The sequence below is a fragment of the Sphingobium sp. TB-6 genome (assembly GCF_012927365.1).
Lineage (GTDB): Bacteria > Pseudomonadota > Alphaproteobacteria > Sphingomonadales > Sphingomonadaceae > Sphingobium.
The window spans coordinates 70,211-93,369 of the sequence record NZ_JABBGL010000010.1 but is presented as its reverse complement, the minus strand read 5'-3'; the positions used below and the strand labels follow the sequence as shown (position 1 = coordinate 93,369).

Here is a 23,159-nt window from a genome sequence, read left to right as displayed (position 1 = left end):
CGGTTTGTATCCGTTGATGCACAAGGCGTTATGACCTTTTGTCCTCCGGTTCCTGTTGTTCTTGCAACCGGCCGGACAAGCGAGCATGGATCGGCACCATGACCGCGTTGACCCTGACCCGCCCCGCCGTCGCCATCCCACGCCCCGCGACGATCGCGCGCTGGTTGCTGACGGTCGCCGCCCTCGTCTTTTGCATGGTCGTCGTCGGCGGCATCACACGCCTGACCGAATCCGGCCTGTCGATCACCCAATGGAAGCCGATTACCGGCGCCATCCCGCCGCTGACCCATGACCAGTGGATGGAGGCGTTTCGCGATTATCAGCAGATTCCCGAATATCAGCAGTTGCGGCAGGGCATGACCCTGGGCGATTTCCAGTTCATCTTCTTCTGGGAATGGGTGCACCGGCTGCTCGGGCGGTTGATCGGCGTGGCCTTCGCCTTGCCGCTGCTCTGGTTCGCGTGGAAGCGGGCGATCCCGCAGGGCTATGGACCGCGCCTGCTTGCGCTGCTGGCGCTGGGCGGTCTGCAGGGCGCGATCGGCTGGTGGATGGTGAAGTCGGGCCTGTCGGTGCGAACCGATGTCAGCCACTACCGGCTGGCGGTGCATCTGCTGACGGCGCTGTTCATCATGGGCGGGCTGATCTGGACCGCGCTGGACCTGTTGACGCGCTCGCGCACGCCCTTTGCGAAACCGGCGATGCTGCACCCCTTCGCGATCGCCGCGCTGGTGGCGCTGCTGGTGCAGTTGATGTTCGGCGCGTTCACGGCGGGGCTGGATGCGGGCTATGTTTCCAACACCTGGCCGCTGATGAACGACCATCTCGTACCGCAAGGAATCCAGTGGCTCGGCTCGCTCTGGGCGACGCTGTCCAGCGATCCCTATCTGGTGCATTTCATCCATCGCTGGTGGGCCTGGGTCGCTGCGTTCATGCTGGTCATGCTGGCCCGCATGGCCAAGCAGGCTGGGGAGCGCGGCCCCTCCATCGCGATCAACGCGGCGGTCGGCACGCAGGTCGCGCTTGGCATCGCCACCGTCATCAGCGGCATCGCGTTGCCGCTGGCCGTGCTGCACCAGGCGGTCGGCGCGCTGGTGGTCGCATCGGCCACCTGGGGCGCCCATGCGCTTGGGGAACGCCGGGGATGAGCGCCGTCGCGCTCGTCTACACGCTGTTCGGCTCGCGTGAGGCCGCGACCCGCATCGCGCGCCAGTTGGTCGAGGAACGGCTGGCGGCCTGCGCGAACCTGCTGGGGGAGGCGACCTCCTTCTACGAATGGAACGGCGCGATGGAGGAGGCGGCCGAGGTGCCGGTCCTCTTCAAGACCGCGCCGTCCCGCCGCGATGCGCTGATGGCGCGCCTTGCCGAACTGCATGATTATGAGGTTCCCGCGATCCTCGCTTTGCCGGTGGAGGCGGCCGATAGCGCCTTCGCCCGGTGGGTGGGAGATCAGTCCACCAAATGACAGGTATTATTTTACCCGTCAGCAATCCCGCCGAATCTCTTGACTTGGCGCGCCTCACCCGTCATTAGCGCGCATCTTCCGAAAGCCGGTGACGGTGATCGGTGACTAATTTCAACTGGAGTATTGGCACCATGAAGGCGCTGATGAAGACCACCAAGCCGGCAACCCCGGCCACGGTCGAAAAGAAGTGGATTTTGATCGACGCGGAAGGCCTCGTCGTCGGCCGCCTCGCCTCGACCGTCGCGAACATCCTGCGCGGCAAGCACAAGACGAGCTTCACGCCCCATGTCGATTGCGGTGACAATGTCATCATCGTCAATGCGGGCAAGGTGAAGTTCACCGGCCGCAAGCTGACTGACAAGGTCTATTACAAGCACACTGGCTATGCCGGCGGCATCAAGGAAACCACCCCCCAGAAGATTCTGGAAGGCCGTTTCCCCGAGCGCGTGCTTGAAAAGGCCGTCGAGCGCATGATCCCCCGTGGTCCGCTGGGCCGCCAGCAGATGCGCAACCTGCGCATCTTCGCCGGCGCTGAGCATCCCCACGAAGCGCAGAACCCCGAAGTGCTCGATTTCGCGTCGCGCAACCGCAAGAACAAGGTGGGTGCATAATGTCCGATAACCGCCAGTCCCTGTCCGACCTCGCGTCGCTGACCGCCAACGCCCCGGCGCCCGCCACCGCTGCTGCGGAAGCGCCCATCGCTGCTGACGCGCCGATCGCTCCGGTCCAGCCTTCGGCTCCGCTGCGCGCCCAGGAAATCGACAGCCTCGGCCGCGCCTATGCGACTGGCCGTCGTAAGGACGCCGTCGCTCGCGTCTGGGTGAAGCCCGGCACCGGCAAGATCACGGTCAACGGCCGCGATCAGGAAATCTATTTCGCCCGCCCGACCCTGCGTCTGGTGATCAACCAGCCCTTCGGCGTCACCGAGCGCGAAGGTCAGTACGACGTGATCGCCACCGTCAAGGGCGGCGGTCTGTCGGGCCAGGCCGGTGCGGTCAAGCACGGTATCGCCCAGGCTCTGTCGAAGTACGAGCCGGCGCTGCGTAGCGCGGTCAAGGCCGAAGGCTTCCTGACCCGCGACAGCCGCGCCGTCGAGCGTAAGAAGTACGGCAAGGCCAAGGCCCGCCGCAGCTTCCAGTTCTCGAAGCGCTGATCTTTCGATCGGAACGAAATTGGGGAAGGGGCCGGTTTTCCGGCCCTTTTCTTTTTGTGCGCAAAAGGCCGATTTCGGCCATTAGCTGCCATTGAGTGGATATGTGTTCCTGCGAAGGCAGGAACCCAGTTCCGCCGCTTGTGGATCATCGCACCGTAGGAACTGGGCTCCTGCCTTCGCAGGAGCACGATGCGCTTCAAGGAAAGCAGCGCGAAGCAGACCGTCTCCTATCTACCCAAAGCCACCATTTCGCATCCGCACCGATGGCAACCTTCCGCCAACTCCATTGGTTGACCCTGCAAGAGCAACTGACAGGAGACATTCCATGGGCGAACTGACCGACAAGGCAAAGGCCGCAGGCAATAAGGCCGCAGGCGCCGTCAAGGAAGCCGTAGGCCGCAACCGGCGCGATCCCGATCTGGTGGCGGAAGGCCAGGCCCAGAAGGGCAAGGGCACCGTTCAGGACATCAAGGGTTCGGTGAAAGGCGCCCTGGGCGACAAGATCTGACCCGCCGCCGCAGACATCATGAAAGGCCTCGCCCTTTGGCGGGGTCTTTACTGTATCATCACCCTGATACGCCCCTTGCCGCCCGCTTCCTTTCATGCTCCTGTTTGGCGCAGCAAGGGAGAACTCTATGTATAATCGGCGGACCATGTTGGCGGGCGCCACGGCATCGCTGGTCCTTTCCACGCGACTCATCGCACAGACATTGCCGCCGCAGGGCTTCGCGACCCCGGCGGGCACTTCGCCTTTCACCCCGGATGTGTTTCGCGAACGCCGCCGTCGCGTCATGGAATTGCTGAAAGACGGTGTCGCCGTCGTTTATGGCGCCGGGCCGGTAGAAATTGCCGCCGCCGTCGCGCCGCCCTTCGTGCAGGACGGGGACTTTGCCTGGCTGACCGGCATCGTCGATGAACCCGGCGCGATTCTCGTCATGGCGCCCGCCGAGCGGACGATCAAGGAATGGCTGCTGCTCCCCTCGCGCGATCCGGAGGCGGAGCGTTGGGAGGTCGAACGCCTGCCTTTGGGCACGGAACTGGAGCGGCGCACCGGCTTTGCCCGCGTGTCGCGCACCAGCGGTCTGGGAGGCCTCGTCACCACCCTGGCCGAACGGTCCAAGACGCTGCATTTCCTTGGCCCTATCGTCAGCGCATCCGCGCCGGTGCCCCAGGGGCTGGAGCTTTACGGCAAGGTGATGCAGCGCGTGCCCGGCGTTTCGCTCAAGGATGAGAGCGGCCTGCTGCCTTCGCTCCGCATCGTCAAGGAACCGCGCGAACTCGACCTGATGCGCAGGGCGACGGCGGCAACGGCGCGCGGCCATATCGCGGCGATGAAGCAAGTGCGGCCCGGCATGAGCGAAAGGCAGCTCAAGGCCATATTGGAGGATGCTTTCCGCGCCGGGGGAGGAGAGGGGTTGGCCTATGACAGCATCGTCGCCACCGGGCGCAACGCGGCTTCGCTGCATTATACCGGCGGCAGCGGGGTCATCGGACCCAATGACCTGATCCTGATCGACGCGGCCGCTTCGGTCGGTGGCTATGCCTGCGACGTGACGCGGACCTTCCCCGCCAGCGGCAAGTTTAGTGCTGAACAGCGCGCATCCTATGAACTGGTACTCGCCGCTCAGGCCGCCGCCGTGGCCAAGCTCAAGGCCGGGGTCTATTATGAGGATCTGGTGGAGGCCGCGAAAGATGTCTTCCGCAAGGCCGGGCGGGTCGATGATTTCACCCATGGCCTTGGTCATCTGGTCGGCCTTGATGTCCATGACGTGGGCGACATGTCCAAGCCGCTGCCGGCGGGCGCGGTCATTACCGTGGAGCCGGGCCTTTATGTCCAATCCGCCAATTATGGCATTCGGATCGAAGATCTCTATCTGATCACGCCGACCGGATCGCAGCGCCTGAGCGAAGGCATTCCCCGAACCGTCGAGGAAATCGAAACGGCGATGGCGCGTTAATCCTCCTCGGGTGTCGCCAGATAATTGCGCACATCGCGCCGCAATTCCCCGGCGCAGAGGTAGAGTGCGATCACATTGGGGATCGCCATCAGGAAGAAGCTGCTGTCGACAATGCCGACCACCCGGCCGAGATCGATGGCCGCCGCCGGGGGTAGGGCGATGATGTAGAGAATCTTGTAGCTCCACTGCGCCTTGGGTCCGTTGCCGAACAGATAGCCCCAGGCCTGCAAGCCATAGAAGCCCCAGGCGACCAGCGTCGAATAAGCGAACAGCACCACGACCACCGCCAGCAGCCATGGAAAGGAGTGCGACACCTGCGCGAAGGCGGCGGAGGTGATGGCAATGCCCTCCAGCCCCGATTTCCATGTGCCCGCGACCACCAGCGCCAGCCCGCCCAAGGCGCAGACGATCATCGTGCCGAGCAACGGCTCCAGCAGCGCGACCAGCCCCTCGGACACCGGATGCCGCGCCCGCGCCAGGCTATGCGCCATGACCGCCGACCCCACGCCTGCCTCGCTCGCGAACACCGCGCGCCGCATTCCCGAAACGAACGCGCCCACGGCGCCGCCGGTCGCGGCCTGTCCGTTCCAGGCGCCTTGCCAGATTTCCGTCAGCGCGGCTGGAATGGCGGCGGCGTGCAGGATCAGCACCGTCGCCACGCCGATCATATAGACCGCGACCTTGAGCGGCGTCAGCCTCTTCGCCACTTCCCCCAGCCAGGCAGCGCCGCCCAAAGTCACCAGTGCCACCGCACCCGCGAGGATCGTGCCATAGGCCCAGCCATTGCTGAAGCCCGTCACCACTTTCACCTGCGCGAAGCTTTGGTTGACCTGCACCATCGGGATTGCCCCGAACAGCGCGAAAAAGGCGTAGAACCCGCCCAATAGCAGCCCGATCTTCGGCCAGCCCCGCGCCGCGCCCACGGCTTTGAGCACATACATCGGCCCGCCATGCACATGGCCCCGGCTGTCGAAGGTGCGATATTTGAGGCCCAGCGTTACCTCCGCCATCTTCACCGTCATGGCGAACCAGCCGATGATGAACATCCAGAGGATCGCGCCCGGCCCGCCCATCGTCAGCGCCACCGCCACGCCCGCGATATTGCCCAGGCCGATCGTGCCGGACAGCGCCGTCGACAGCGCGCCCCATTGGCTGACGTCGCCCTTCGCCTCGCCCTCATGCGGCTGGGTCTTGAGGATGCGCAGCGCCCTGCCGACCGCGGTCAGATTGGGAAAGCCCAGCCAGACGGTGAAGAACAGCATCGGCAGCGCCAGATAGAGCACGATCAGCTCGATCTGCGTCCCCAGCACCGGCACCTTGAAGAAGACCGCGCCGGAAAGGGCGTCGACCGCTGCATTGAATCCGTCCATTTGCAAAGGGATGGCTGCTCCTTGCTGGAAAGTCGAACAAAGATTGCTATGGGAATGATGAGAGGTTTAACCGCATGGGCGGGCAGGGATTATGAGCAGAAAATATTTCGGCACGGACGGCATTCGCGGACGCACCAACCAATGGCCGATGACCGCCGAACTGGCGATGAAGGTCGGCATGGCGGCGGGCAAGCATTTCCAGCGCGGCACGCATCGCCATCGCGTCGTCATCGGCAAGGACACGCGCCTGTCGGGCTATATGGTGGAAAATGCGCTGGTCGCGGGTTTCACCGCCGTCGGCATGGATGTGGTGCAGTTCGGGCCGATCCCGACTCCGGCGGTGGCGCTGCTCGCCCATTCGATGCGCGCCGATCTGGGCGTGATGATATCGGCCAGCCACAACCCCTATTTCGACAATGGCATCAAGCTGTTCGGGCCGGATGGCTACAAGCTGTCGGATGAGGATGAGCTGAAGATCGAGGCGATGCTAAGCCAAGATATTCCGCTTGCCGCGTCGCAGGAAATCGGCCGCGCCCGTCGCGTGGAGGACGCTCGGGGCCGCTATATCCATGCCGTCAAATCCAGCTTTCCGGCCGACCTTCGGCTGGATGGCCTCAAGATCGTGGTCGATTGCGCCAATGGGGCCGCTTATCAGGTCGCGCCCTCGGCCCTCTGGGAATTGGGGGCAGAGGTGGTGGCGATCGGCGTCACGCCCAATGGCATCAATATCAACGACCAGTGCGGATCGACCGCGCCGTTGCTGTTGCAGGAAACGGTGGTGTCGGCGGGCGCGGACATAGGCATTGCGCTGGATGGCGATGCCGACCGGCTGATCGTGGTGGACGAACATGGCGCGATCGTCGACGGCGACCAGATCATGGCGCTGATCGCAGGCAATTTCGCGAAGGCGGGGATGCTGCGCGGCGGCGGGCTGGTGGCGACGGTGATGTCGAACCTGGGACTGGAGCGTTTCCTTGTGGGTCAGGGCATGGCGCTGGAGCGGACCAAGGTGGGCGACCGCTATGTGCTGGAGCGGATGCGCGAGGGCGGTTTCAACGTCGGTGGCGAGCAGTCAGGGCATATGATCCTTTCCGACTATGCGACGACCGGCGACGGCACCGTGGCGGGGTTGCAGGTGCTGGCGGCGCTGGTGCGATCGGGCAAGCCTGCGAGCGAAGTGCTGCATCAGTTCGATCCGGTGCCGCAATTGCTCAAGAATGTCCGCTTCTCCGGTGGCAAGCCGCTGGAGCATGAGGATGTGAAGCGGGCGATCGCCCAGGCCGAGGCGGAGTTGAACGGGTGCGGGCGGCTGGTGATCCGGCCTTCGGGCACGGAGCCGGTCATCCGCGTGATGGCCGAGGGCGACCGGGAGGAGCAGGTCAAGGACGTGGTCGAGCGCATCTGCGACGCCGTGGCGAAGGCGGCTGCCTGATGCTGGAATTGCGGCCCGATTGCGAGCGTTGCGGGACGGACCTGCCCGCCGATGAACCGGGGGCATTTATCTGTTCCTTCGAATGCACATTCTGCGCGTCATGCGCTGAGGCGCTGGACGATCGTTGTCCCAATTGCGGCGGTGAATTGATGGACCGGCCGACCCGGACCGGCGATGCGCTCAAACGCCATCCGGCTTCGACGGAGCGGCATTTCAAGGCATGACTTCCGCGCGCATCCTCATCATTGCCGGGTCCGACAGCGGGGGGGGCGCGGGCGTCCAGGCGGATATCCGCACCGTGACGCTGCTCGGCGGCCATGCCATGACAGCGATCACCGCGATTACCGCGCAGAATACGCTGGGCGTGCAGGGCGTTCATCCGATCCCGACCGACATGGTGCTCCAACAGATGGAGAGTGTCATCAGCGATATCGGGGTCGATGCGGTGAAGATCGGCATGATCGGATCGGCGGAAACGGCGGTGGCTGTGGCGGAGCGGCTGGCGGCGCTGGAGGGCGTGCCGATCGTCTTCGATCCGGTCATGGTGGCCACCAGCGGTTCCGCGCTGGCGAACGAGGCGACCGTCGCCGCCTTTGAGAAGCTGATGGCGCTGGCCACGCTGGTCACGCCCAATATCCCGGAGCTGGAAGCGCTGGGCGGGGAGGAGATCGCGATCCGTTTTGCAACCCATGTGCTGGCCAAGGGCGGCCATGGCGAGGGGCCGATGCTGACGGACCGGCTGATCGGGCCACAGGGCGTTCTCAAGGCGTGGAGCAATGCGCGAATCGATACGCCGCACACCCATGGCACCGGCTGCACGCTGGCCAGCGCGATCGCGACCGGGCTGGGGCAGGGTCTGGATCTGGTCGACGCCATCGAACGCGGGCGCAAATATGTGCGGGAGGCGCTCGCTCTCGCACCGGGACTAGGGCAGGGACATGGGCCGATGGGCGCGCCTTTCGGGTTTCACGACCATGCCTGATTTTTCCCATGAACTGCTGCATCATCCGGGACTGGTTGCCGGGGTGGACGAGGCAGGGCGCGGCCCGCTGGCCGGGCCGGTCGTGGCGGGGGCGGTGATCCTGCGGCAGGAGGATTGCCCGCAAGGTCTCAACGACAGCAAGCAGTTGAGCGCTGCCCGGCGCGCCATGCTGGAGGGGGAGATCAAGGCGCGGGCGCTGTGCTGGGGGCTGGGCGTCGCTTCGGTCGAGGAGATTGACAGCCTCAACATCCTCTGGGCGACCATGCTGGCGATGAGGCGGGCGGTCGAGGCGTTGACCCAGGATTGCGCGCATGTGCTGGTGGACGGCAATCGCTGCCCGCAATGGCGCTGGGCATCGACGGCGGTGGTCGAGGGTGACGCCAAATGTCTGTCGATCGCGGCGGCCTCCATCCTGGCGAAAGAAGCACGCGACCGGATGATGATCGAGGCGGCGGCGGTGCATCCCCATTATGGTTGGGAAAGCAACAAGGGCTATGGCAGCGCCAAGCATCTGGCCGCGCTGCGCGAACATGGGCCGACGCCGCTGCACCGCAGGAGCTTCGCGCCGGTCGCGCAATTGAGCTTGCTGTAGCATCGTCCCAGTCTGAACCTGGGCGGGCCGATCAGGGGCTGGCGCTGGCGCGTCTTGTGGTTAAGAAAGTGTTGATGCGCGCCTTTCTAACCTGGATGCTTTTGCCGCTGCTGTGCGTGATCGCCGTGCCCGTGGCGGGGCAGGAGCCGGTGGGGCCGGGGGGCTATCGCTGGCTGGAGGAGGGGCCGTTCGTCGGGCCGCTCTATATGGTGATCAGCATCGAGCGACAGATGGTGCATGTCTATGATGGCGACCGGCTGGTCGGGATTGCCAGCGTGTCGACGGGCATGAAGGGGCATCGCACGCCGACCGGGGAGTTTCCGGTGCTGCAGAAGCGGGAATGGCATCGGTCGAACATCTATTCCAACGCGCCCATGCCCTTCATGCAGCGGCTGACCTGGGACGGGATTGCGCTCCATGCGGGGCATAATCCCGGCCATCCGGCGAGCCATGGGTGCATCAGGCTGCCTTATGCCTTTGCGCGCAAGCTGTTCGGGATGACGCAAGTCGGGACTCTGGTCAGTGTGACCTCGGACCGATTGAGTCCGGTGTTGATGGTGGATGCGCTGGTGGTGGGCGATCCGGGAAGCGCCGTCGTGACTTTCGCGCCGCAAGCGCCGGTGGTGCTGGCGCAGCGGGATGAGACGGCCGCGCCGATGCTGGAGGTCGATCCGGGGATTTTCCGGCTGCGCTTGATGCGGCGTTAAGAGGAATTCGGGTTAGCAGAAGCGGGCCGACTTGATCCAGTCGTTGCACATCAGGCGAAGCTCGCCGCGGATCGCGCTGGCCTGGGAATCGGATTGCGCGAGGGAGGCGCGCAGGCGGTGGATGGCCAGCAGCATGTCCTGTGCACGGGGAAGGAAATTGTCCGCCGAGCGATCGCTTTGCGCGCTGTCGATGAGGCGGGTCAGGGCACCGATCATCCCCGGCGGAGGGGCGCCATCCCGCGCGCAGACATCGTCGACCATGGCGTAGACCGCTGACAGCCATTCCGGATTGCGATAGGCACATGGCGCCATGACGATACCTGCTTGCGTAATTGACGCCGCCCAGAATCGCGAATCATGGTGAAAAAGACATTAACTTTACAATCGCGTGTCTTTTGAGTGGCTTGGATGAGGCAAGGGCGGCTGATCCTCCCGTGGAATCCGCCGCCCCGCGATTCTTTGGCCCGGATGATCAGGCCGCTTCGGCGGTCTCCTCCGCCGCTGGCAGGCGGATCAAGTAATCGAAGGCGGAGAGCGCCGCCGTCGAGCCCGCTCCGCAAGCGATCACGATCTGCTTGTAGGGCACAGTCGTGCAGTCGCCCGCCGCGAAGATGCCGGGCTGGCTGGTTTCGCCGCGCGCGTCGATCTCGATCTCGCCACGTGGGGAAAGGGCGATCGTGTCTTTCAGCCATTCGGTGTTCGGGACGAGGCCGATCTGGACGAAAATGCCTTCCAGTTCGATATCATGCTCCGTGCCGCTGTTGCGATCCTTGTAGCTGAGGCCGGTGACGCGTTCGCCATTGCCGTCCACCTTGGTCGTGAGGGCCGAGGTGATGATCCTGACATTGGGCAGGCTGGCGAGTTTGCGCTGGAGCACGGCGTCGGCGCGGAGCTGGCTGTCATACTCGATCAGAGTCACATGGGCGACGATGCCGGCCAGGTCGATGGCCGCCTCGACGCCGCTATTGCCGCCGCCGATCACCGCCACGCGCTTGCCCTTGAACAGCGGGCCGTCGCAATGCGGGCAGTAGGCCACGCCCTTGTTGCGATATTCGTCTTCGCCGGGCACGCCCATCTGCCGCCAGCGCGCGCCGGTGGAGAGAATGACGGTCTTGCCCTTCAAGGACGCGCCATTTCCCAGCACGACCTCATGATAGCCGCCTTCGGTCTTGGCCGGGATCAGCTTGGCGGCCTTCTGCAGGTTCATGATCTCGACGTCATAGTCCTTCACATGGGCTTCCAGCGCGGCGGCGAATTTGGGGCCTTCGGTGCGGCTGACCGAGATGAAATTCTCGATATCCATGGTGTCGAGCACCTGACCGCCGAAGCGCTCCGCCGCGACGCCGGTGCGGATGCCCTTGCGCGCCGCATAGATCGCCGCCGCAGCGCCAGCGGGACCGCCACCGACGATCAGCACTTCGAACGGGTCTTGCGCCTTGATCTTCTCCGCTGCGCGGGTGGCCGCGCCGCTGTCGATCTTCGCGACGATCTGCTCCAGTTCCATCCGGCCGCTGGCGAAGGGTTCGCCGTTCAGGAAGACGGTGGGGACGGCCATGACCTTGCGGGCGTCGACTTCTTCCTTGAATAGCGCGCCGTCGATGGCGGTGTGGCTGATGCGGGGGTTGAGGACGGCCATCAGGTTCAGCGCCTGCACCACATCGGGGCAGTTCTGGCAGGACAGCGAGAAATAGGTTTCGAAGGCGAAGTCACCGTCGATGTCCTTGATCTGCTGGAGCAGTTCCTGCGCCGCCTTGGACGGGTGGCCGCCGACTTGCAGCAGGGCGAGGACGAGCGAGGTGAATTCATGGCCCATGGGCAGGCCGGCGAAGGTCACGCCGATGTCCGTGCCGGTACGGCGGATCATGAAGCTGGGGACGCGCTTGGTGCTATCGGTTTTTGGGCCGGTGGTGATGGATACCTTGTCCGACAGTTCGGCGATCTCATCCAGCAGCGTCTTGAGTTCACGGCTCTTCGCGCCTTCGTCCAGCGACGCCACCAGCTCGATCGGCTGGGTGATGTTCGCCATATAGGCCTTGAGCTGGCCCTTGAGATTTGCGTCCAACATATTGGTCTCCATGGGTTGGGCGCGCCGATCCGGGGCACGCGGCTTGTCCTTCGCCGGGACGGTGCGATCCGAAGGCCCGGCGTTTGCGGAGGTTGTAAATTGAGAGCGGCGTGCTCCTGCGAAGGCAGGATCCCAGGCTTTGGCGCGTGACCTGACGCTCTGGGCTCCTGCCTTCGCAGGAGCACGTTGCATATAATGGCTCCCGCCGGGCCGGGGAGGGTGCCTTCGACCCAGCCCGACAAGAGTTAAGGCCTTGTCGACATTTCGTTCAGGTGGAGCCGAGAAGCGTGATTTCCGAGCATCGGAGCGCAGCGGACTTCTGGTCCGTGAGCACCGAAGCGCAGGAAATCGCGCTTCGCAGGCCCGCATGGGCGGAATGTCGGCGAGGCCGTTAGATCTTGCCGACGAGGTCGAGCGAGGGCGCCAGCGTGGCTTCGCCTTCTTCCCACTTGGCCGGGCAGACTTCGCCAGGGTTGGCGGCGACATATTGCGCGGCCTTGACCTTGCGGAGCAGTTCGGTCGCGTTGCGGCCGACGCCTTCCGAAGTGATTTCCATGAACTGGATCACGCCTTCGGGATCGACCAGGAAGGTGGCGCGGTCAGCCAGGCCGACGCCCGGACGCATCACGTCGAAATTGTTGGTGATGGTGCCCGACTGGTCGCCCAGCATGAAATAGTTGATCTTGCCGATCGCCGGCGAGGTGTCGTGCCAGGCCTTGTGGCTGAAATGCGTGTCGGTCGAAACCGAGTAAACCTCGACGTTCAGCTTCTGGAGCGTCGGGTAGATATCGGCCAGATCCTCCAGCTCCGTCGGGCAGACGAAGGTGAAGTCGGCGGGGTAGAAGAAGAAGACGGCCCACTTGCCCTTCACATCGGCGTCGGTGACGTCGACGAACTTGCCCTGCTTGTACGCGGTGGCGGTGAACGGCTTGATGGTCGTGTTGATAAGAGCCATGGGCTTTCCAGTTCCTTTTAGGGAGTTGCTGTTGCCCGACCCATGTAGGGAATGCGCATGGTGCCGTGAAATTGGTTTTCTTGGCCAAGTCGATTGATAAAAGCGATCACAGACCGTCTTATTGATCGATCGGACCGCCTCTGGGTTTGTGCAGGACGTAATTCATCGCTTCCTCGATCATGCCCAACGCTTCCTCGATGGTGAAGGTGGACGAATCGAGGCACAGTTCCAGCCAGAGGCCATCGATCATCGCAGTAAGGCCGATGGCGGCGATGCGCGCGTCCGGGCGGGGAATTTGCGGCGCGGCCTCCCGCAGCAGCACCTCCATGCGTTCGCGCCCGCCGCCATAGGTTTCGGCATGGGTGGCGGCGATTTTCGGATTGGTCTTGTTGAGGCTCCAGAAGGAAATCCAGGTCGCAAGCAGATTGGGATCCAGTACCGGCGGCTGGAAATTGGACCGCAAATAGGCCCAGAGCCGGGCGCGGGGATCGGCTCCAGCCTCCGCCACCGCGCGTTCCATCGCGGCGGCGACCTGTTCCCCGACATCGCGATAGGTCGCCAGGATCAGGGCGTCCACGCCGTCGAAATAATGAGTCAGCAGGCCTGCGGACACGCCCGCATAGGCGCAGATCGCCCGGACGGAGGTGCCGCCCACGCCCTTTTCGGCCAGGCAGCGCGCGGTTGCCTCGATCAGAGCCTGCCGCCGGACATCTGCGGTTTCGCGAACGAAACGCGCCCGTTCGGGGCGCCCTTCAACCTTGTGCTCCATTTCTTTTCCCCACCATGATCCTGCTCCCTGCCGGAACCGCTGGCAAGCGCTCCGTCCCCATTCAGGAAAATGGATCGAAGACCGGCGTTCAGCCGTTTATGAGGCCAATTGCAAGGGGAAAGATGAATGAGGCGTCTTGATCTGAACCGCGCGCTTCTGCCGTTGATGCTGGCGGGTGCGCTGATGTCCGGTTGCGCGAAGAGCGTGGACAAGGGGCCGGTCACGAACAATGCCGCGCAGGCGCCGGATGTCGAGGCGGTCGAGGAGCCGGATGCGGTCGGCGTGGCCGCCAATGAAGCGGCGGGCCTCACTGATGATTGGGTGGGACGGTGGAACGGGCCGGAGGGGCTTTTCCTGGACATTCAGCCCTCGCCGGATGGCCGGCCAGGCCATTATGCCATCACGAACCGGGACAATCTCGACCGGCAGGGTGGCTATGACGGTGTGGCCGCAGGGGCGGCGATCCGCTTCGCGCGGGACGGCCAGGAGCTCAGCATCCGGCCGGGCGCGGGCGCCGAGACGGGGTTCAAATATCTCGCGGGCAGGCAGGATTGTCTGATCGTGGTGCCGGGGCGGGAGGGCTATTGCCGCTGAAGGCTCAGGAACCCGTCCGCTTGCTTGCGCATTATGTTGCCGGGTGGCGTGAAGATGAGGAGGATTTCTATGGCGGATTATCAGGAGCGTCCGACGACCACCACGGTCATCGAAAAACGTGGTGGCGGCGGCACCATGGTAGCCGTTCTCTTGCTGGTCGTGGTGGTGGCGATCGCCGCCTTCTTCCTGATCAGCAGCCAAACCCGCAAGGATAGCGCTGTCGAAGGCGCCGCTACGCAGGTCGGTCAGGCGGCAAGCGATGTCGGTGACGCAGCCAAGGATGCGGCGGGTGCCGTAAAGGATCAGCAATAAGATTGCGCCTGTTTGGTGGTCCTGCGGAGGCAGGAACCCAGTTCTGCCTTTCGATCTGCGCCGTGTCTTGAGCCGTCTGCTTCGGTCCGGCGCTTGCGTAGAAGCGGATGGTTCTGGAAGCCGCCAACTCAGGATGTACGGAAAAGGGCGCCCCGATCGGGACGCCCTTTTCTTTACGCCTGCCGTTGTCGGCTCGAGCGCGGCTTGATCAGCTTTCCACCTTCACGTAACGGGGTGCGGCTTCGTTGAGGATGCGCAGGATTTTCTTGAGCGCGCTCGGCTCGTCCGTTTCCTCCATCGCCGCGAGTTCGCGGGCGAGGCGGCTGGAGGCGGCCTCGAAGATCTGCCGTTCGGAATAGCTCTGTTCCGGCTGGTCGTCGGCGCGGAACAGGTCGCGGGTCACTTCGGCAATCGACACCAGGTCGCCCGAATTAATCTTCGCTTCATATTCCTGAGCGCGGCGCGACCACATGGTGCGCTTCACCTTGGGCTTGCCCTTAAGCGTTTCGACCGCTTCCTCCAGCGTCTTGTTGGAGGACAGCTTGCGCATGCCGACGCCTTCGGCCTTGTTCGTGGGCACGCGGAGCGTCATGCGCTCCTTTTCGAAGCGGAGAACATAGAGCTCCAGCTCCATGCCCGCAATCTGCTCCTTTTGCAGCTCTATGACGCGGCCAACGCCATGCTTGGGGTAAACAACATAATCACCTACGTCAAAGGACAGCGCCTTGGCAGCCATTTGAAACCTTTCCATATTACAGGGGGAGCGGTGGCGTTCGCGTTGCAAGTGCGAACAGATGCACGAGCCGAGGGGGATGCGGCGCCACCATCAATACATCAGGCATTTGTCTCCGTAGCGGACGCGACCATGTCCACCTGTTGGCCCCTATTTAGCAGATTCGTAACAAAATTGCCACCCCCGGACACAAAATCCGGGAGTGGCCTTGCAAATTAAACGCAACAGCTAGTTTGGGGGATGTCCGGACCGCGCGCGGTCGACGCTGCGGCGCGGCAGATCAGCTTCCGCTGCCGGGCTCGGGCGAGAAGAACTGTGCCAGCTTGTTTTCGACGCCCTTCATCGCGTCGGCGTCGGCGGGGGCATCACCCTTGACGGTGATGTTCGGCCATTCGGCGGAGAATTTCGTGTTCAACTCCAGCCATTTTTCCAGGCCGTTTTCGGTATCGGGTAGGATCGCTTCGGCAGGGCACTCAGGCTCGCACACGCCGCAGTCGATGCACTCATTGGGGTTGATGACCAGCATATTCTCGCCCTCGTAGAAACAATCCACGGGGCAAACCTCGACGCAATCCATATATTTGCAGCGGATGCAGTTATCGGTCACGACGTAGGTCATGGGTCAGCACTCTTGGAATTAGGACAATTGGGCGCCCTGCTATGCGCGGTCGCGGCGAAGGTCAATGAGGATATTGTTGGCGGGGTGATTGTTGGGCTTAAGCTTCTGCGGCTTCAGGCGCCTACGGTCAGTTCTTCATAGCAGGCCTGCGCCTCCGGTGCCGGGCCTCGGCGATCGGGGAGCTGGGTCACCCTAACCACTCGCACGCCGCTGGGGTGGGGGAAGGTGATGAGGTCACCCGCCCGCACCGGGGCGTGCGAGCGGTCGATGCGGCGGCCATTCAGGCGGATATGGCCTTCCTCCGCCATTTTCTGGGCGACCGAGCGACTCTTCGCGAGGCGCGCGAACCAGAGGAATTTGTCGATGCGCAGGCTTGGTCCGTGGACCGACACCATGCCCGCGTCAGCCATTACGGCCCAGCAATTCGGCAAGACCCGCAAAAGCGTGGTTGCCAGTGGGCGCAGGGCCGGATGAGGCGGCGGGACGGGGCGCCCGGTCGCCGCGTGTCTTACCCTGGGACTTGCCCTGCGATGGAGCGGCGCGCTTGTCGCTGCGCTGGTGCTGCTGGTGCGGGCGGGGCTTTTGCCGGCCGCGGAAGACCCAGTTGGGGCCGCCCTCCTCGGGCGCTTCCACGGGGCGGAAGCCGGCGAGGCGCATCAATTGCAGGAAGGCCTCTTCCGACAGGCCCAGCGAGACGATCTGCGGGCTTTGCGCGGTGAAGGCCTCGTTCTTGGCGATGGCTTCATGTGCGGTGCGGGCCATGCGTTCGGCCATGTCGATGCGCAGCATCTGTTCGCCAAAGCCACGGAAACCGGCGATGCGGGCGCCCATCTGCTCGGGCTTTTCGCCGGCGGGGATCAGGGTGAGGCCGGGACCGGGTAGAGGCAGGCAGGGCTTGGCGATGCGGGCCGCCAGCAAAGCGGCGCGCCAGCGGGCGGCGCCGGGCTTGAGCAGGCCGGGATGATAGATGTCGAGCACGCCGATATCGATGCCGGCGCGGCGCAGCAAATGGCGCTGATCCTTGTCGAGATGGCCGAGCGCCGAATCGAGATCGGTGCGCGCGATCACGCCGCCCGCATCGGCAAGCTGGGCGAAGACGGCGCGGACGACGGCGGGGACTTCGGGGTCGGAGGAGCTGGCGACCATCTTGGTCAGCGGCAGGAGGTGCTTTTCCTTCTGCGCGTCGAACCAGGTGGTGAGGCGGGCGAGAACGAGCTTCTGCACATCCTGGCCCAGCGCCAGAAGCGCGCGATCCAGCCGGATTTCCGGGGTCAGCAGCGCGGGGCCGCCATGCAGCGTGGCCACCGCGTCCCCCTTCCAGCTTATGCCGGGGGCTTGTCCTGCTTCGTCCATGAGCGCGAAATCAGTATCGGGTGCGCTCAGCAATTCGTCAGCCTTCACTCGCAATATCCTTCCAAGGCGCCGTTCAGCGGCCGCCAACAGCATCTTCCTGTCCTGATGCCGGGTAGCGGGATCGACCGAGAAACGAAATCCGTCAAGTCGCCCGATCGTCTCGCCATCGACGCAGACTGTCCCGTCCGGCTCTATTTCGACGGGCAGATTGTCCACGCTCTGGCCGATATCCCTTAGCAGAACCGTGGTGCGGCGGTCCACGAAACGCTGCATCAGCGCGGCGTGGAGCGCATCCGAGAGTTTTTCTTCAAGCGTACGCGTGCGTTCGGCCATTTCAGCCGGATGGGCGAGCCAGTCGGCGCGATGGGCGATATAGGACCAGGTGCGCGCCGCGGCGATCCGGCCCGATAGCGTGTCGATGTCGCCCTGAACCGAATCGAGTCGCGCGATCTGCTGGGCGAACCAGTCGCGAGGAATGTGGCCGCTCCCTTCCGAGAGGAAGCGCCAGATGCGGCTGACCGTGCGGGCATGATGTTCCGCCCCCAGCTTCTGGAAATCGGGCAGGCCGCAGGCGGCCCAGAGACGTTCGACCTGCTTCTGGCCCTTGGCGCGCTCGATTACCAGCGGGTCGTCGGCTAGGCGTTTGAGGACGGCAAGGTCGACAGCCTCGGGCGCGGCGCGCAGTTCGGGGCGTTCGGGTTTCTCTTCCAGATCGAAGATCAGATGGTCGAGCCGGTCGGTGCGCGGGGTGCCGCCGCGCCAGAAAAGTTGCTCGACCGGCGGGAAGCGGTGGGCTTCGATGGTCTCGATTTCTTCGGGGGTGAAGGCGGCGTCGCCCTCTTCATGACCCAGGCTGCCGAAGGTGCCGTCTTTGTGGTGGCGGCCCGCGCGGCCTGCGATCTGCGCCATTTCCGCGACGGTGAGGCGGCGCGTGCGGCGGCCGTCGAACTTGCGCAGCGAGGCGAAGGCGACATGGGCGACGTCCAGGTTCAACCCCATGCCGATCGCGTCGGTGGCGACCAGATAGTCGACCTCTCCGTTCAGGAACATCTGCACCTGCGCGTTGCGCGTGCGGGGGGAAAGCGCGCCCATCACCACCGCCGCTCCGCCCCGGAAGCGGCGGAGCATTTCGGCCACGGCGTAGACCTCTTCGGCGGAGAAGGCGACGATGGCGGAGCGCTTGGGCAGGCGGGAGAGCTTTTTCGCGCCTGCGTAGCTGAGCGTCGAGAATCGAGGGCGGCCGATGATCTCCGCATCGGGGACGAGGGATTTGACGACGCGGCTGATGCTGGCGGAACCGAGGATCATCGTTTCCTCGCGACCCCGGGCGCGCAACAGCCGGTCGGTGAAGACATGGCCGCGCTCCGGGTCGGCGCCGAGTTGGGCTTCGTCCAGGGCGACGAAGGCGTAATCTCTGTCGACCGGCATGGATTCCGCCGTGCAGAGGAAATAGCGCGCGTTCGGCGGCACGATCTTTTCCTCGCCCGTGATGAGAGCGACTTGGCTGGCGCCCTTCATCCCGACCACCCGGTCATAGACTTCGCGCGCCAGAAGGCGGAGCGGAAAGCCCATCATCCCGGAGGAATGGCCGCACATGCGTTCGACGGCGAGGTGGGTCTTGCCGGTGTTGGTAGGGCCCAACACGGCGGTGATGGGCGAGCGGGCAAATAGGGCCATGACCCCTGCTATGTCGGGCATGGCGGGAGGAAGGGCAAGGGCAAAGGCCTGGCAAAGCGGTGCGATGCCCCAAATTGGTCCGCCGGTCCGCCATGTGGCTCGTCCGGGCGCAGAAAAAGGGTTAAAATAGCCGTCTTTATTTGACTTTAACCTTATGCCTTCACAGAATTGCGGATGAACGCGCGGCGGGGGTCGTGGCGTATATTGCCCCGGGGGCTTGTTTTACCGTGTTTCATGGCAGTCAGATCAATGCCCAACAGGGGGGCGCCTCTGCGTCCCTGTGGCTGACTGACTCCATCCGCAATGGGGCGCCGGTCGAGGATTCGCGCGATTGGCGCGAAAAGCTGCGCGACTGGGCGGAGGATGTGGAGCTGGTTCCCGACCTTGGCCAGCGGGTGGGAAGTTTCACCTGGTTCCGGGGACTTGCGACCTGTTTCGGACTGTGCGCGGCGGCGCTTTATCTGTCGCCGGGTTTCCATGCGCTGCCGGGCGAGCCGCAGCCTTTGATGGCGTCCCGGCAATTCGACGAAGTGCGCAGCCAGATGATCATGCCGCTCGCCATGGGCGCCGACAGCGGGCGGCGCATGGGACCGACCGACGCCGTGCAGCCGCTGCGCGAGACGCCGGAGCGGCCGCAGATCGAGCTGCGCGCGCAGATCGGCGGAAGCGATTCGCTGGGCCGGGCGCTGGCGCGGGCCGGGGTGAGCGGGGGCGATGTAGCGACGGTGATGAGCCTTGTCGCCGGCGATGTCGGCGCGGGCATGAAGCCGGGGACGCCGCTGGACATCGTGCTCGGTCGCCGGGCGAGCCGGGATGTGCCCCGGCCGCTGGACAAGCTGGCATTCCGGGCGCGGCTGGACCTGGGGATAGAGATTTCGCGGGCTGGCGGGGTGTTGCAGGTGCAGCGGACCGCGATCCATGTCGACGATACGCCGCTGCGCATCCAGGGCGTCGTGGGCGAGAGCCTGTACCATTCGGCGCGGGCCGCGGGGGCGCCGCCCAAGGCGATCCAGAGCTTCCTGCGCGTGGTGGCGCAGCAGATCGATCTGGGATCGATCTCGGCGGGCGACCGCTATGATATGGTCACCGAATATCGGCGGGCGGATACCGGCGATGTCGAGGTGGGCGACCTGTTGTTCGCCGGACTGCACCGGGCCAGCGGGCGCGGCATCGACATGCTGAAATGGAATAGCGACGGGCGGACCCAATGGTTCGAGGCGTCGGGCGTGGGCCAGCGGCGGGGTGTGCTGTCCGCGCCGGTCGCGGGGCGCATGTCGTCCAGCTTCGGCATGCGGCGGCACCCGATATTGGGCTATACCCGAATGCATGCGGGGATCGATTTCGCGGCGGCCTATGGATCGCCCATCTATGCGGCGACCGACGGCGTGGTGTCCTATGCCGGGCGGCATGGCGGACATGGCAATTATGTGCGGCTGGAGCATGGCAGTGGCCTTGCCACCGGCTATGCGCATATGAGCCGGATCGCGGCCGCGCCGGGGCAGCGCGTGCGGCAGGGGCAGGTGATCGGCTATGTCGGCTCCTCCGGCCTGTCGACCGGGCCGCATCTGCATTATGAACTGTATCGCAACGGGCAGACGATCAATCCGCTGTCGGTTCGCTTTACGACCACGTCGCAATTGGCTGGGCGGGAGTTGGCGGCTTTCCGGGCGCGGCTGGTGCAGTTGAAGAGCCTGCGCGTGGGATTGCCCGTGCAGGTGGCCCAAAAGCAGCAAGCCCAGAGTGCGGGACCGGCGGCTTCCGGGAAATAGCTTTTCGTGGGAAACAGGCTCCGCTAACGGGCGGTCATGATCGCACCGGCTTCTGACATCACTGCAATATTGCTGGCCGGGGCGCGGCCTGTTCCCGATCCCTTGGCTGTGGCGGCGGGGGTGGCGGTGAAGCCGCTGGCGCCCGTAGCGGGCGAGCCGATGATCAACCATCCGGCGCGGGCCTTGCTGGCGCATCCGGTGATCGGGCGCGTGATCGTGCTGACGCAGGCGCCGGAGCTGTTTGCTGGCGATCCGACTACCGCCTGGCTGGCGGCGCATCCCAAGGTGCGGTTCGAAACGAGTGGGGGCGGGATTGCATCCTCGCTGATGGCGTTGTTGGACCGGGCGGATTTGCCCTTTCCGCTGCTGATGACGACGGCGGATCATGTGCTGCTGGATGCAGCGATGCTCGACCAGATGGTGCGGGAGGCTGATGGCGCCGACATTGCCGTGGCGATGGTGGAGCGGGCGACCTTGCTGGCGCGCTATCCGGGATCGCGGCGGACCTGGCTGAAGTTCCGCGACGGCTGGTGGTCGGGGGCGAATATCTTCTGGTTCGGGAGTGGCAAGGCCCGGCCGGTGATCGCGCTTTGGCAAGAGGTTGAGCAGGACCGCAAGAAGGGGTGGAAGATATTGTCCGCCTTCGGGCCTTTGGCTTTGCTGGGGGCGGTGCTCAGGATTTCGAGCTTGCGGGGCGGGATTGCGCGGGTGGGGCGGCGCTTTGGGCTGGTGGCGCGGCTGGTGGCGATGGAGCAGGCGGAGGCCTGTATCGATGCGGACAAGCCGGATGATGTTGTGCTGATCGAAGAGATTTTGGCGGGGGCCGCGATATAGAAGCGACGTGCTCCTGCGAAGGCAGGAGCATGTTATGCCCTCAATAACCGTCCAGATCTTCCAGCGCGGTGAAGCGTTGGGACCAGAGCGCCCCATATACCGCCATCCATTGGACGATCGGGGCGAGCCCCTTGGCGCGGGCGGTGTAGTAGGTTTCGCGGCCTGCGCGGCGGGCCGTCACGAGGCTGGCGCGCTTCAGCTTGCCGAGATGGCGGGACACCATGGGTTGCGATACGCCGGAAATGGCGGTGAGGGCGTGGACGCTCTGTTCGCCTTCGCGCACCAGATATTCGAGCAGCGCCCGCCGGGTGCCGTCGGACAAGGCCTTGAAAAGTTCGTCGCAGGAGGCCGAGCGATCCCCCCTCAAAATATGTTCTGTCATCGTTATGACATAACCAAATAGTTATGAAATGGTCAAGCGTAGGTCCGTTTTTGCCCTCCGAAACGGCGTTAACCAAAAAAACTTTCCGGGCCTTTTTCGCTGAGTCTTTTGCGTCACACTAGCCCATGTTGAGTCTTTCGAGTCGCCGTCGACTCAATATCTAGTGGCTACCCGGTTCGTTCTCCGCCGTGTTAACCTTTATGTGAGGCTTGAACCCTAAGTTGCTGATCTTGACGGCGGACTCCCGAGGACTCATCGCTGGGCCTCAGAAGCAAACGGGGGTCACTAATGGGTGTCATGGAACGCGTCGCGCCGCGGCGGAAAAAGGCGGTTGCGCCGGTCGAGATCGAGGCCGACCGCCTGCTGCGTGGCGACTGCATTTCCGAAATGGCGAAGCTGCCCGACGCCTGCATCGACATGATCTTTGCCGATCCTCCCTATAATCTGCAACTGGGCGGCGACCTGTTCCGGCCAGAGGGCAGCCGCGTCGATGCGGTCGACAATGATTGGGACAAGTTCGACACGCTGGGCAGTTATGACCGCTTCACCAAGGCCTGGCTGCGCGAGGCGCGCCGCATATTGAAGCCCAATGGCTCGATCTGGGTGATCGGCAGCTATCACAATATCTTCCGCGTCGGCACGGCCCTGCAGGACGAAGGCTTCTGGATCCTCAACGACATCATCTGGCGCAAGTCCAACCCCATGCCCAATTTCAAGGGCACGCGCTTCACCAATGCGCATGAGACGTTGATCTGGGCCAGCCAGGGCGAGGATGCGAAGTACACCTTCAACTACAAGGCGATGAAGACGCTCAACGACGAATTGCAGATGCGCTCCGATTGGGTGCTGCCGATCTGCGGCGGGCAGGAGCGGTTGAAGCGCAACGGCACCAAGGCGCACCCGACGCAGAAGCCGGAAGCTTTGCTCTACCGCGTGATGCTGGCCTGCACCAAGCCGGGCGATGTGGTGCTCGATCCCTTCTTCGGGACGGGGACGACGGGCGCGGTGGCCAAGCGTCTGGGGCGACGTTGGATTGGGATCGAGCGCGAGGACGATTATATCGAGGTTGCGCTGGAGCGGATCGAGGCGGCGTTGCCGCTGGACGAAAGCGCGCTCACTATCATGCAGACGGCGCGGCAGCAGCCCAAGGTGGCATTCGGCACGCTGGTCGAGACGGGCTATTTGCAGCCCGGCGCGGTGCTGACGGACAGCAAGCGCCGCTGGCAGGCGGTGGTGCGGGCGGACGGTTCGCTCAGCGTCGGGGCGGATACGGGGTCTATCCACAAGATGGGGGCCACACTCCAGGGTGCGCCAAGCTGCAACGGGTGGACCTTCTGGCATATCGAGATCGATGGGGCGCTGAAGCCGATCGATACGCTGCGGCAGACCTATTTGCTGGCGAACGAGCCTTAAGCGGCTCCGTGTTCCTGGGCAGGCGTTC

26 protein-coding genes are annotated in these 23,159 nt (G+C 64.4%); 16 read left to right on the top strand and 10 right to left on the bottom strand.

Going from position 1 to position 23,159, the window contains the following annotated elements:
• Positions 1 to 98: 98 nt before the first annotated feature.
• The 6 genes from HHL26_RS15090 (at position 99) to HHL26_RS15065 (ending at position 4,573) form a co-directional block, all read left to right on the top strand.
• Complete coding sequence (locus HHL26_RS15090) at positions 99 to 1,145, top strand: COX15/CtaA family protein (protein WP_066559492.1); 1,047 nt, start codon at positions 99 to 101, stop codon at positions 1,143 to 1,145.
• The gene (gene cutA / locus HHL26_RS15085) at positions 1,142 to 1,462 is read left to right on the top strand and encodes a divalent-cation tolerance protein CutA (protein WP_066559489.1); all 321 of its coding nucleotides are present in this window, start codon (positions 1,142 to 1,144) and stop codon (positions 1,460 to 1,462) included. The genes HHL26_RS15090 and cutA overlap by 4 nt, the downstream gene beginning before the upstream one ends.
• A gap of 131 nt (positions 1,463 to 1,593) precedes the next feature.
• On the top strand, positions 1,594 to 2,073 hold the full coding sequence (gene rplM / locus HHL26_RS15080; RefSeq protein ID WP_082748648.1) for a 50S ribosomal protein L13: 480 nt from the start codon (positions 1,594 to 1,596) through the stop codon (positions 2,071 to 2,073).
• Positions 2,073 to 2,615, top strand: coding sequence for a 30S ribosomal protein S9 (rpsI, locus tag HHL26_RS15075; RefSeq protein ID WP_082748646.1), 543 nt, complete (start codon positions 2,073 to 2,075; stop codon positions 2,613 to 2,615). The genes rplM and rpsI overlap by 1 nt, the downstream gene beginning before the upstream one ends.
• A gap of 325 nt (positions 2,616 to 2,940) precedes the next feature.
• Positions 2,941 to 3,123, top strand: coding sequence for a general stress protein CsbD (locus HHL26_RS15070; protein WP_066559486.1), 183 nt, complete (start codon positions 2,941 to 2,943; stop codon positions 3,121 to 3,123).
• Positions 3,124 to 3,250: 127 nt separating this feature from the next.
• Positions 3,251 to 4,573, top strand: coding sequence for an aminopeptidase P family protein (locus HHL26_RS15065; protein ID WP_066559483.1), 1,323 nt, complete (start codon positions 3,251 to 3,253; stop codon positions 4,571 to 4,573).
• On the opposite strand, the gene HHL26_RS15060 is transcribed toward HHL26_RS15065, so the two are convergent.
• Positions 4,570 to 5,943 carry an amino acid carrier protein gene (locus HHL26_RS15060; RefSeq protein WP_066559480.1) on the bottom strand — a complete coding sequence of 458 codons (1,374 nt, stop codon included), beginning with the start codon at positions 5,941 to 5,943 and terminating at the stop codon, positions 4,570 to 4,572. The two genes, HHL26_RS15065 and HHL26_RS15060, sit on opposite strands and share 4 nt — an antisense overlap.
• A gap of 91 nt (positions 5,944 to 6,034) precedes the next feature.
• Here HHL26_RS15060 and glmM point away from each other — a divergent pair, with 91 nt between their 5' ends.
• The 5 genes from glmM to HHL26_RS15035 all read left to right on the top strand — a co-directional run bounded on the left by glmM (position 6,035) and on the right by HHL26_RS15035 (position 9,656).
• A complete protein-coding gene (glmM, locus tag HHL26_RS15055; protein WP_066559478.1) occupies positions 6,035 to 7,375 on the top strand; it encodes a phosphoglucosamine mutase in 1,341 nt (446 codons plus the stop codon).
• Entirely contained in the window at positions 7,375 to 7,599 is a 225-nt protein-coding gene (locus tag HHL26_RS15050; RefSeq protein ID WP_066559476.1) for a DUF1272 domain-containing protein, read from the top strand. Before glmM ends, HHL26_RS15050 begins: the two co-directional genes overlap by 1 nt.
• Positions 7,596 to 8,357 (top strand): bifunctional hydroxymethylpyrimidine kinase/phosphomethylpyrimidine kinase, encoded by a 762-nt coding sequence (gene thiD, locus HHL26_RS15045; protein ID WP_066559474.1) that lies wholly within the window; start codon positions 7,596 to 7,598, stop codon positions 8,355 to 8,357. The genes HHL26_RS15050 and thiD overlap by 4 nt, the downstream gene beginning before the upstream one ends.
• Positions 8,350 to 8,949: a ribonuclease HII gene (locus HHL26_RS15040; RefSeq protein WP_066559472.1), complete on the top strand. Its 600-nt coding sequence runs from the start codon at positions 8,350 to 8,352 to the stop codon at positions 8,947 to 8,949. The genes thiD and HHL26_RS15040 overlap by 8 nt, the downstream gene beginning before the upstream one ends.
• A 95-nt stretch (positions 8,950 to 9,044) precedes the next feature.
• Positions 9,045 to 9,656 (top strand): L,D-transpeptidase family protein, encoded by a 612-nt coding sequence (locus HHL26_RS15035; RefSeq protein ID WP_197672808.1) that lies wholly within the window; start codon positions 9,045 to 9,047, stop codon positions 9,654 to 9,656.
• A 12-nt stretch (positions 9,657 to 9,668) separates the two neighbouring features.
• Here the strand turns inward: HHL26_RS15035 and HHL26_RS15030 are convergent, their stop codons facing one another.
• The 4 genes from HHL26_RS15030 to betI form a co-directional block, all read right to left on the bottom strand.
• Positions 9,669 to 9,968 carry a hypothetical protein gene (locus HHL26_RS15030; RefSeq protein ID WP_066559469.1) on the bottom strand — a complete coding sequence of 100 codons (300 nt, stop codon included), beginning with the start codon at positions 9,966 to 9,968 and terminating at the stop codon, positions 9,669 to 9,671.
• 160 nt (positions 9,969 to 10,128) lie between these two features.
• Positions 10,129 to 11,721 carry an alkyl hydroperoxide reductase subunit F gene (gene ahpF / locus HHL26_RS15025; RefSeq protein WP_066561913.1) on the bottom strand — a complete coding sequence of 531 codons (1,593 nt, stop codon included), beginning with the start codon at positions 11,719 to 11,721 and terminating at the stop codon, positions 10,129 to 10,131.
• A 391-nt stretch (positions 11,722 to 12,112) separates the two neighbouring features.
• Entirely contained in the window at positions 12,113 to 12,676 is a 564-nt protein-coding gene (gene ahpC / locus HHL26_RS15020) for an alkyl hydroperoxide reductase subunit C (RefSeq protein ID WP_066559466.1), read from the bottom strand.
• A 118-nt stretch (positions 12,677 to 12,794) separates the two neighbouring features.
• On the bottom strand, positions 12,795 to 13,445 hold the full coding sequence (gene betI, locus HHL26_RS15015; protein ID WP_066559464.1) for a transcriptional regulator BetI: 651 nt from the start codon (positions 13,443 to 13,445) through the stop codon (positions 12,795 to 12,797).
• 126 nt (positions 13,446 to 13,571) lie between these two features.
• Between betI and HHL26_RS15010 the strand changes: the two genes are divergently transcribed.
• A complete protein-coding gene (locus HHL26_RS15010) occupies positions 13,572 to 14,039 on the top strand; it encodes a hypothetical protein (protein ID WP_066559462.1) in 468 nt (155 codons plus the stop codon).
• 69 nt (positions 14,040 to 14,108) lie between these two features.
• Positions 14,109 to 14,351: a hypothetical protein gene (locus tag HHL26_RS15005; RefSeq protein ID WP_066559460.1), complete on the top strand. Its 243-nt coding sequence runs from the start codon at positions 14,109 to 14,111 to the stop codon at positions 14,349 to 14,351.
• A gap of 208 nt (positions 14,352 to 14,559) precedes the next feature.
• Here the strand turns inward: HHL26_RS15005 and HHL26_RS15000 are convergent, their stop codons facing one another.
• From HHL26_RS15000 to HHL26_RS14985, 4 genes are all read right to left on the bottom strand, one after another.
• Positions 14,560 to 15,087: a CarD family transcriptional regulator gene (locus HHL26_RS15000; protein ID WP_066559459.1), complete on the bottom strand. Its 528-nt coding sequence runs from the start codon at positions 15,085 to 15,087 to the stop codon at positions 14,560 to 14,562.
• A gap of 277 nt (positions 15,088 to 15,364) precedes the next feature.
• On the bottom strand, positions 15,365 to 15,703 hold the full coding sequence (gene fdxA, locus HHL26_RS14995) for a ferredoxin FdxA (protein ID WP_066559458.1): 339 nt from the start codon (positions 15,701 to 15,703) through the stop codon (positions 15,365 to 15,367).
• A 113-nt stretch (positions 15,704 to 15,816) separates the two neighbouring features.
• Positions 15,817 to 16,113, bottom strand: coding sequence for an RNA-binding S4 domain-containing protein (locus HHL26_RS14990; protein ID WP_066559447.1), 297 nt, complete (start codon positions 16,111 to 16,113; stop codon positions 15,817 to 15,819).
• Complete coding sequence (locus HHL26_RS14985) at positions 16,106 to 18,754, bottom strand: helicase-related protein (protein WP_066559445.1); 2,649 nt, start codon at positions 18,752 to 18,754, stop codon at positions 16,106 to 16,108. The genes HHL26_RS14990 and HHL26_RS14985 overlap by 8 nt, the downstream gene beginning before the upstream one ends.
• A 206-nt stretch (positions 18,755 to 18,960) precedes the next feature.
• On the opposite strand from HHL26_RS14985, the gene HHL26_RS14980 reads away from it, so the two are divergent.
• Together HHL26_RS14980 and HHL26_RS14975 are read left to right on the top strand one after the other, a co-directional pair.
• Positions 18,961 to 20,502, top strand: coding sequence for a M23 family metallopeptidase (locus HHL26_RS14980; protein ID WP_066559443.1), 1,542 nt, complete (start codon positions 18,961 to 18,963; stop codon positions 20,500 to 20,502).
• Positions 20,503 to 20,538: 36 nt separating this feature from the next.
• Positions 20,539 to 21,336 (top strand): nucleotidyltransferase family protein, encoded by a 798-nt coding sequence (locus tag HHL26_RS14975; RefSeq protein ID WP_066559441.1) that lies wholly within the window; start codon positions 20,539 to 20,541, stop codon positions 21,334 to 21,336.
• A 40-nt stretch (positions 21,337 to 21,376) separates the two neighbouring features.
• On the opposite strand, the gene HHL26_RS14970 is transcribed toward HHL26_RS14975, so the two are convergent.
• A complete protein-coding gene (locus tag HHL26_RS14970; RefSeq protein WP_066559439.1) occupies positions 21,377 to 21,718 on the bottom strand; it encodes a metalloregulator ArsR/SmtB family transcription factor in 342 nt (113 codons plus the stop codon).
• Between the two features lie 288 nt (positions 21,719 to 22,006).
• Here HHL26_RS14970 and HHL26_RS14965 point away from each other — a divergent pair, with 288 nt between their 5' ends.
• The gene (locus HHL26_RS14965; RefSeq protein WP_066559437.1) at positions 22,007 to 23,131 is read left to right on the top strand and encodes a site-specific DNA-methyltransferase; all 1,125 of its coding nucleotides are present in this window, start codon (positions 22,007 to 22,009) and stop codon (positions 23,129 to 23,131) included.
• The last annotated feature ends 28 nt before the right edge of the window (positions 23,132 to 23,159 follow it).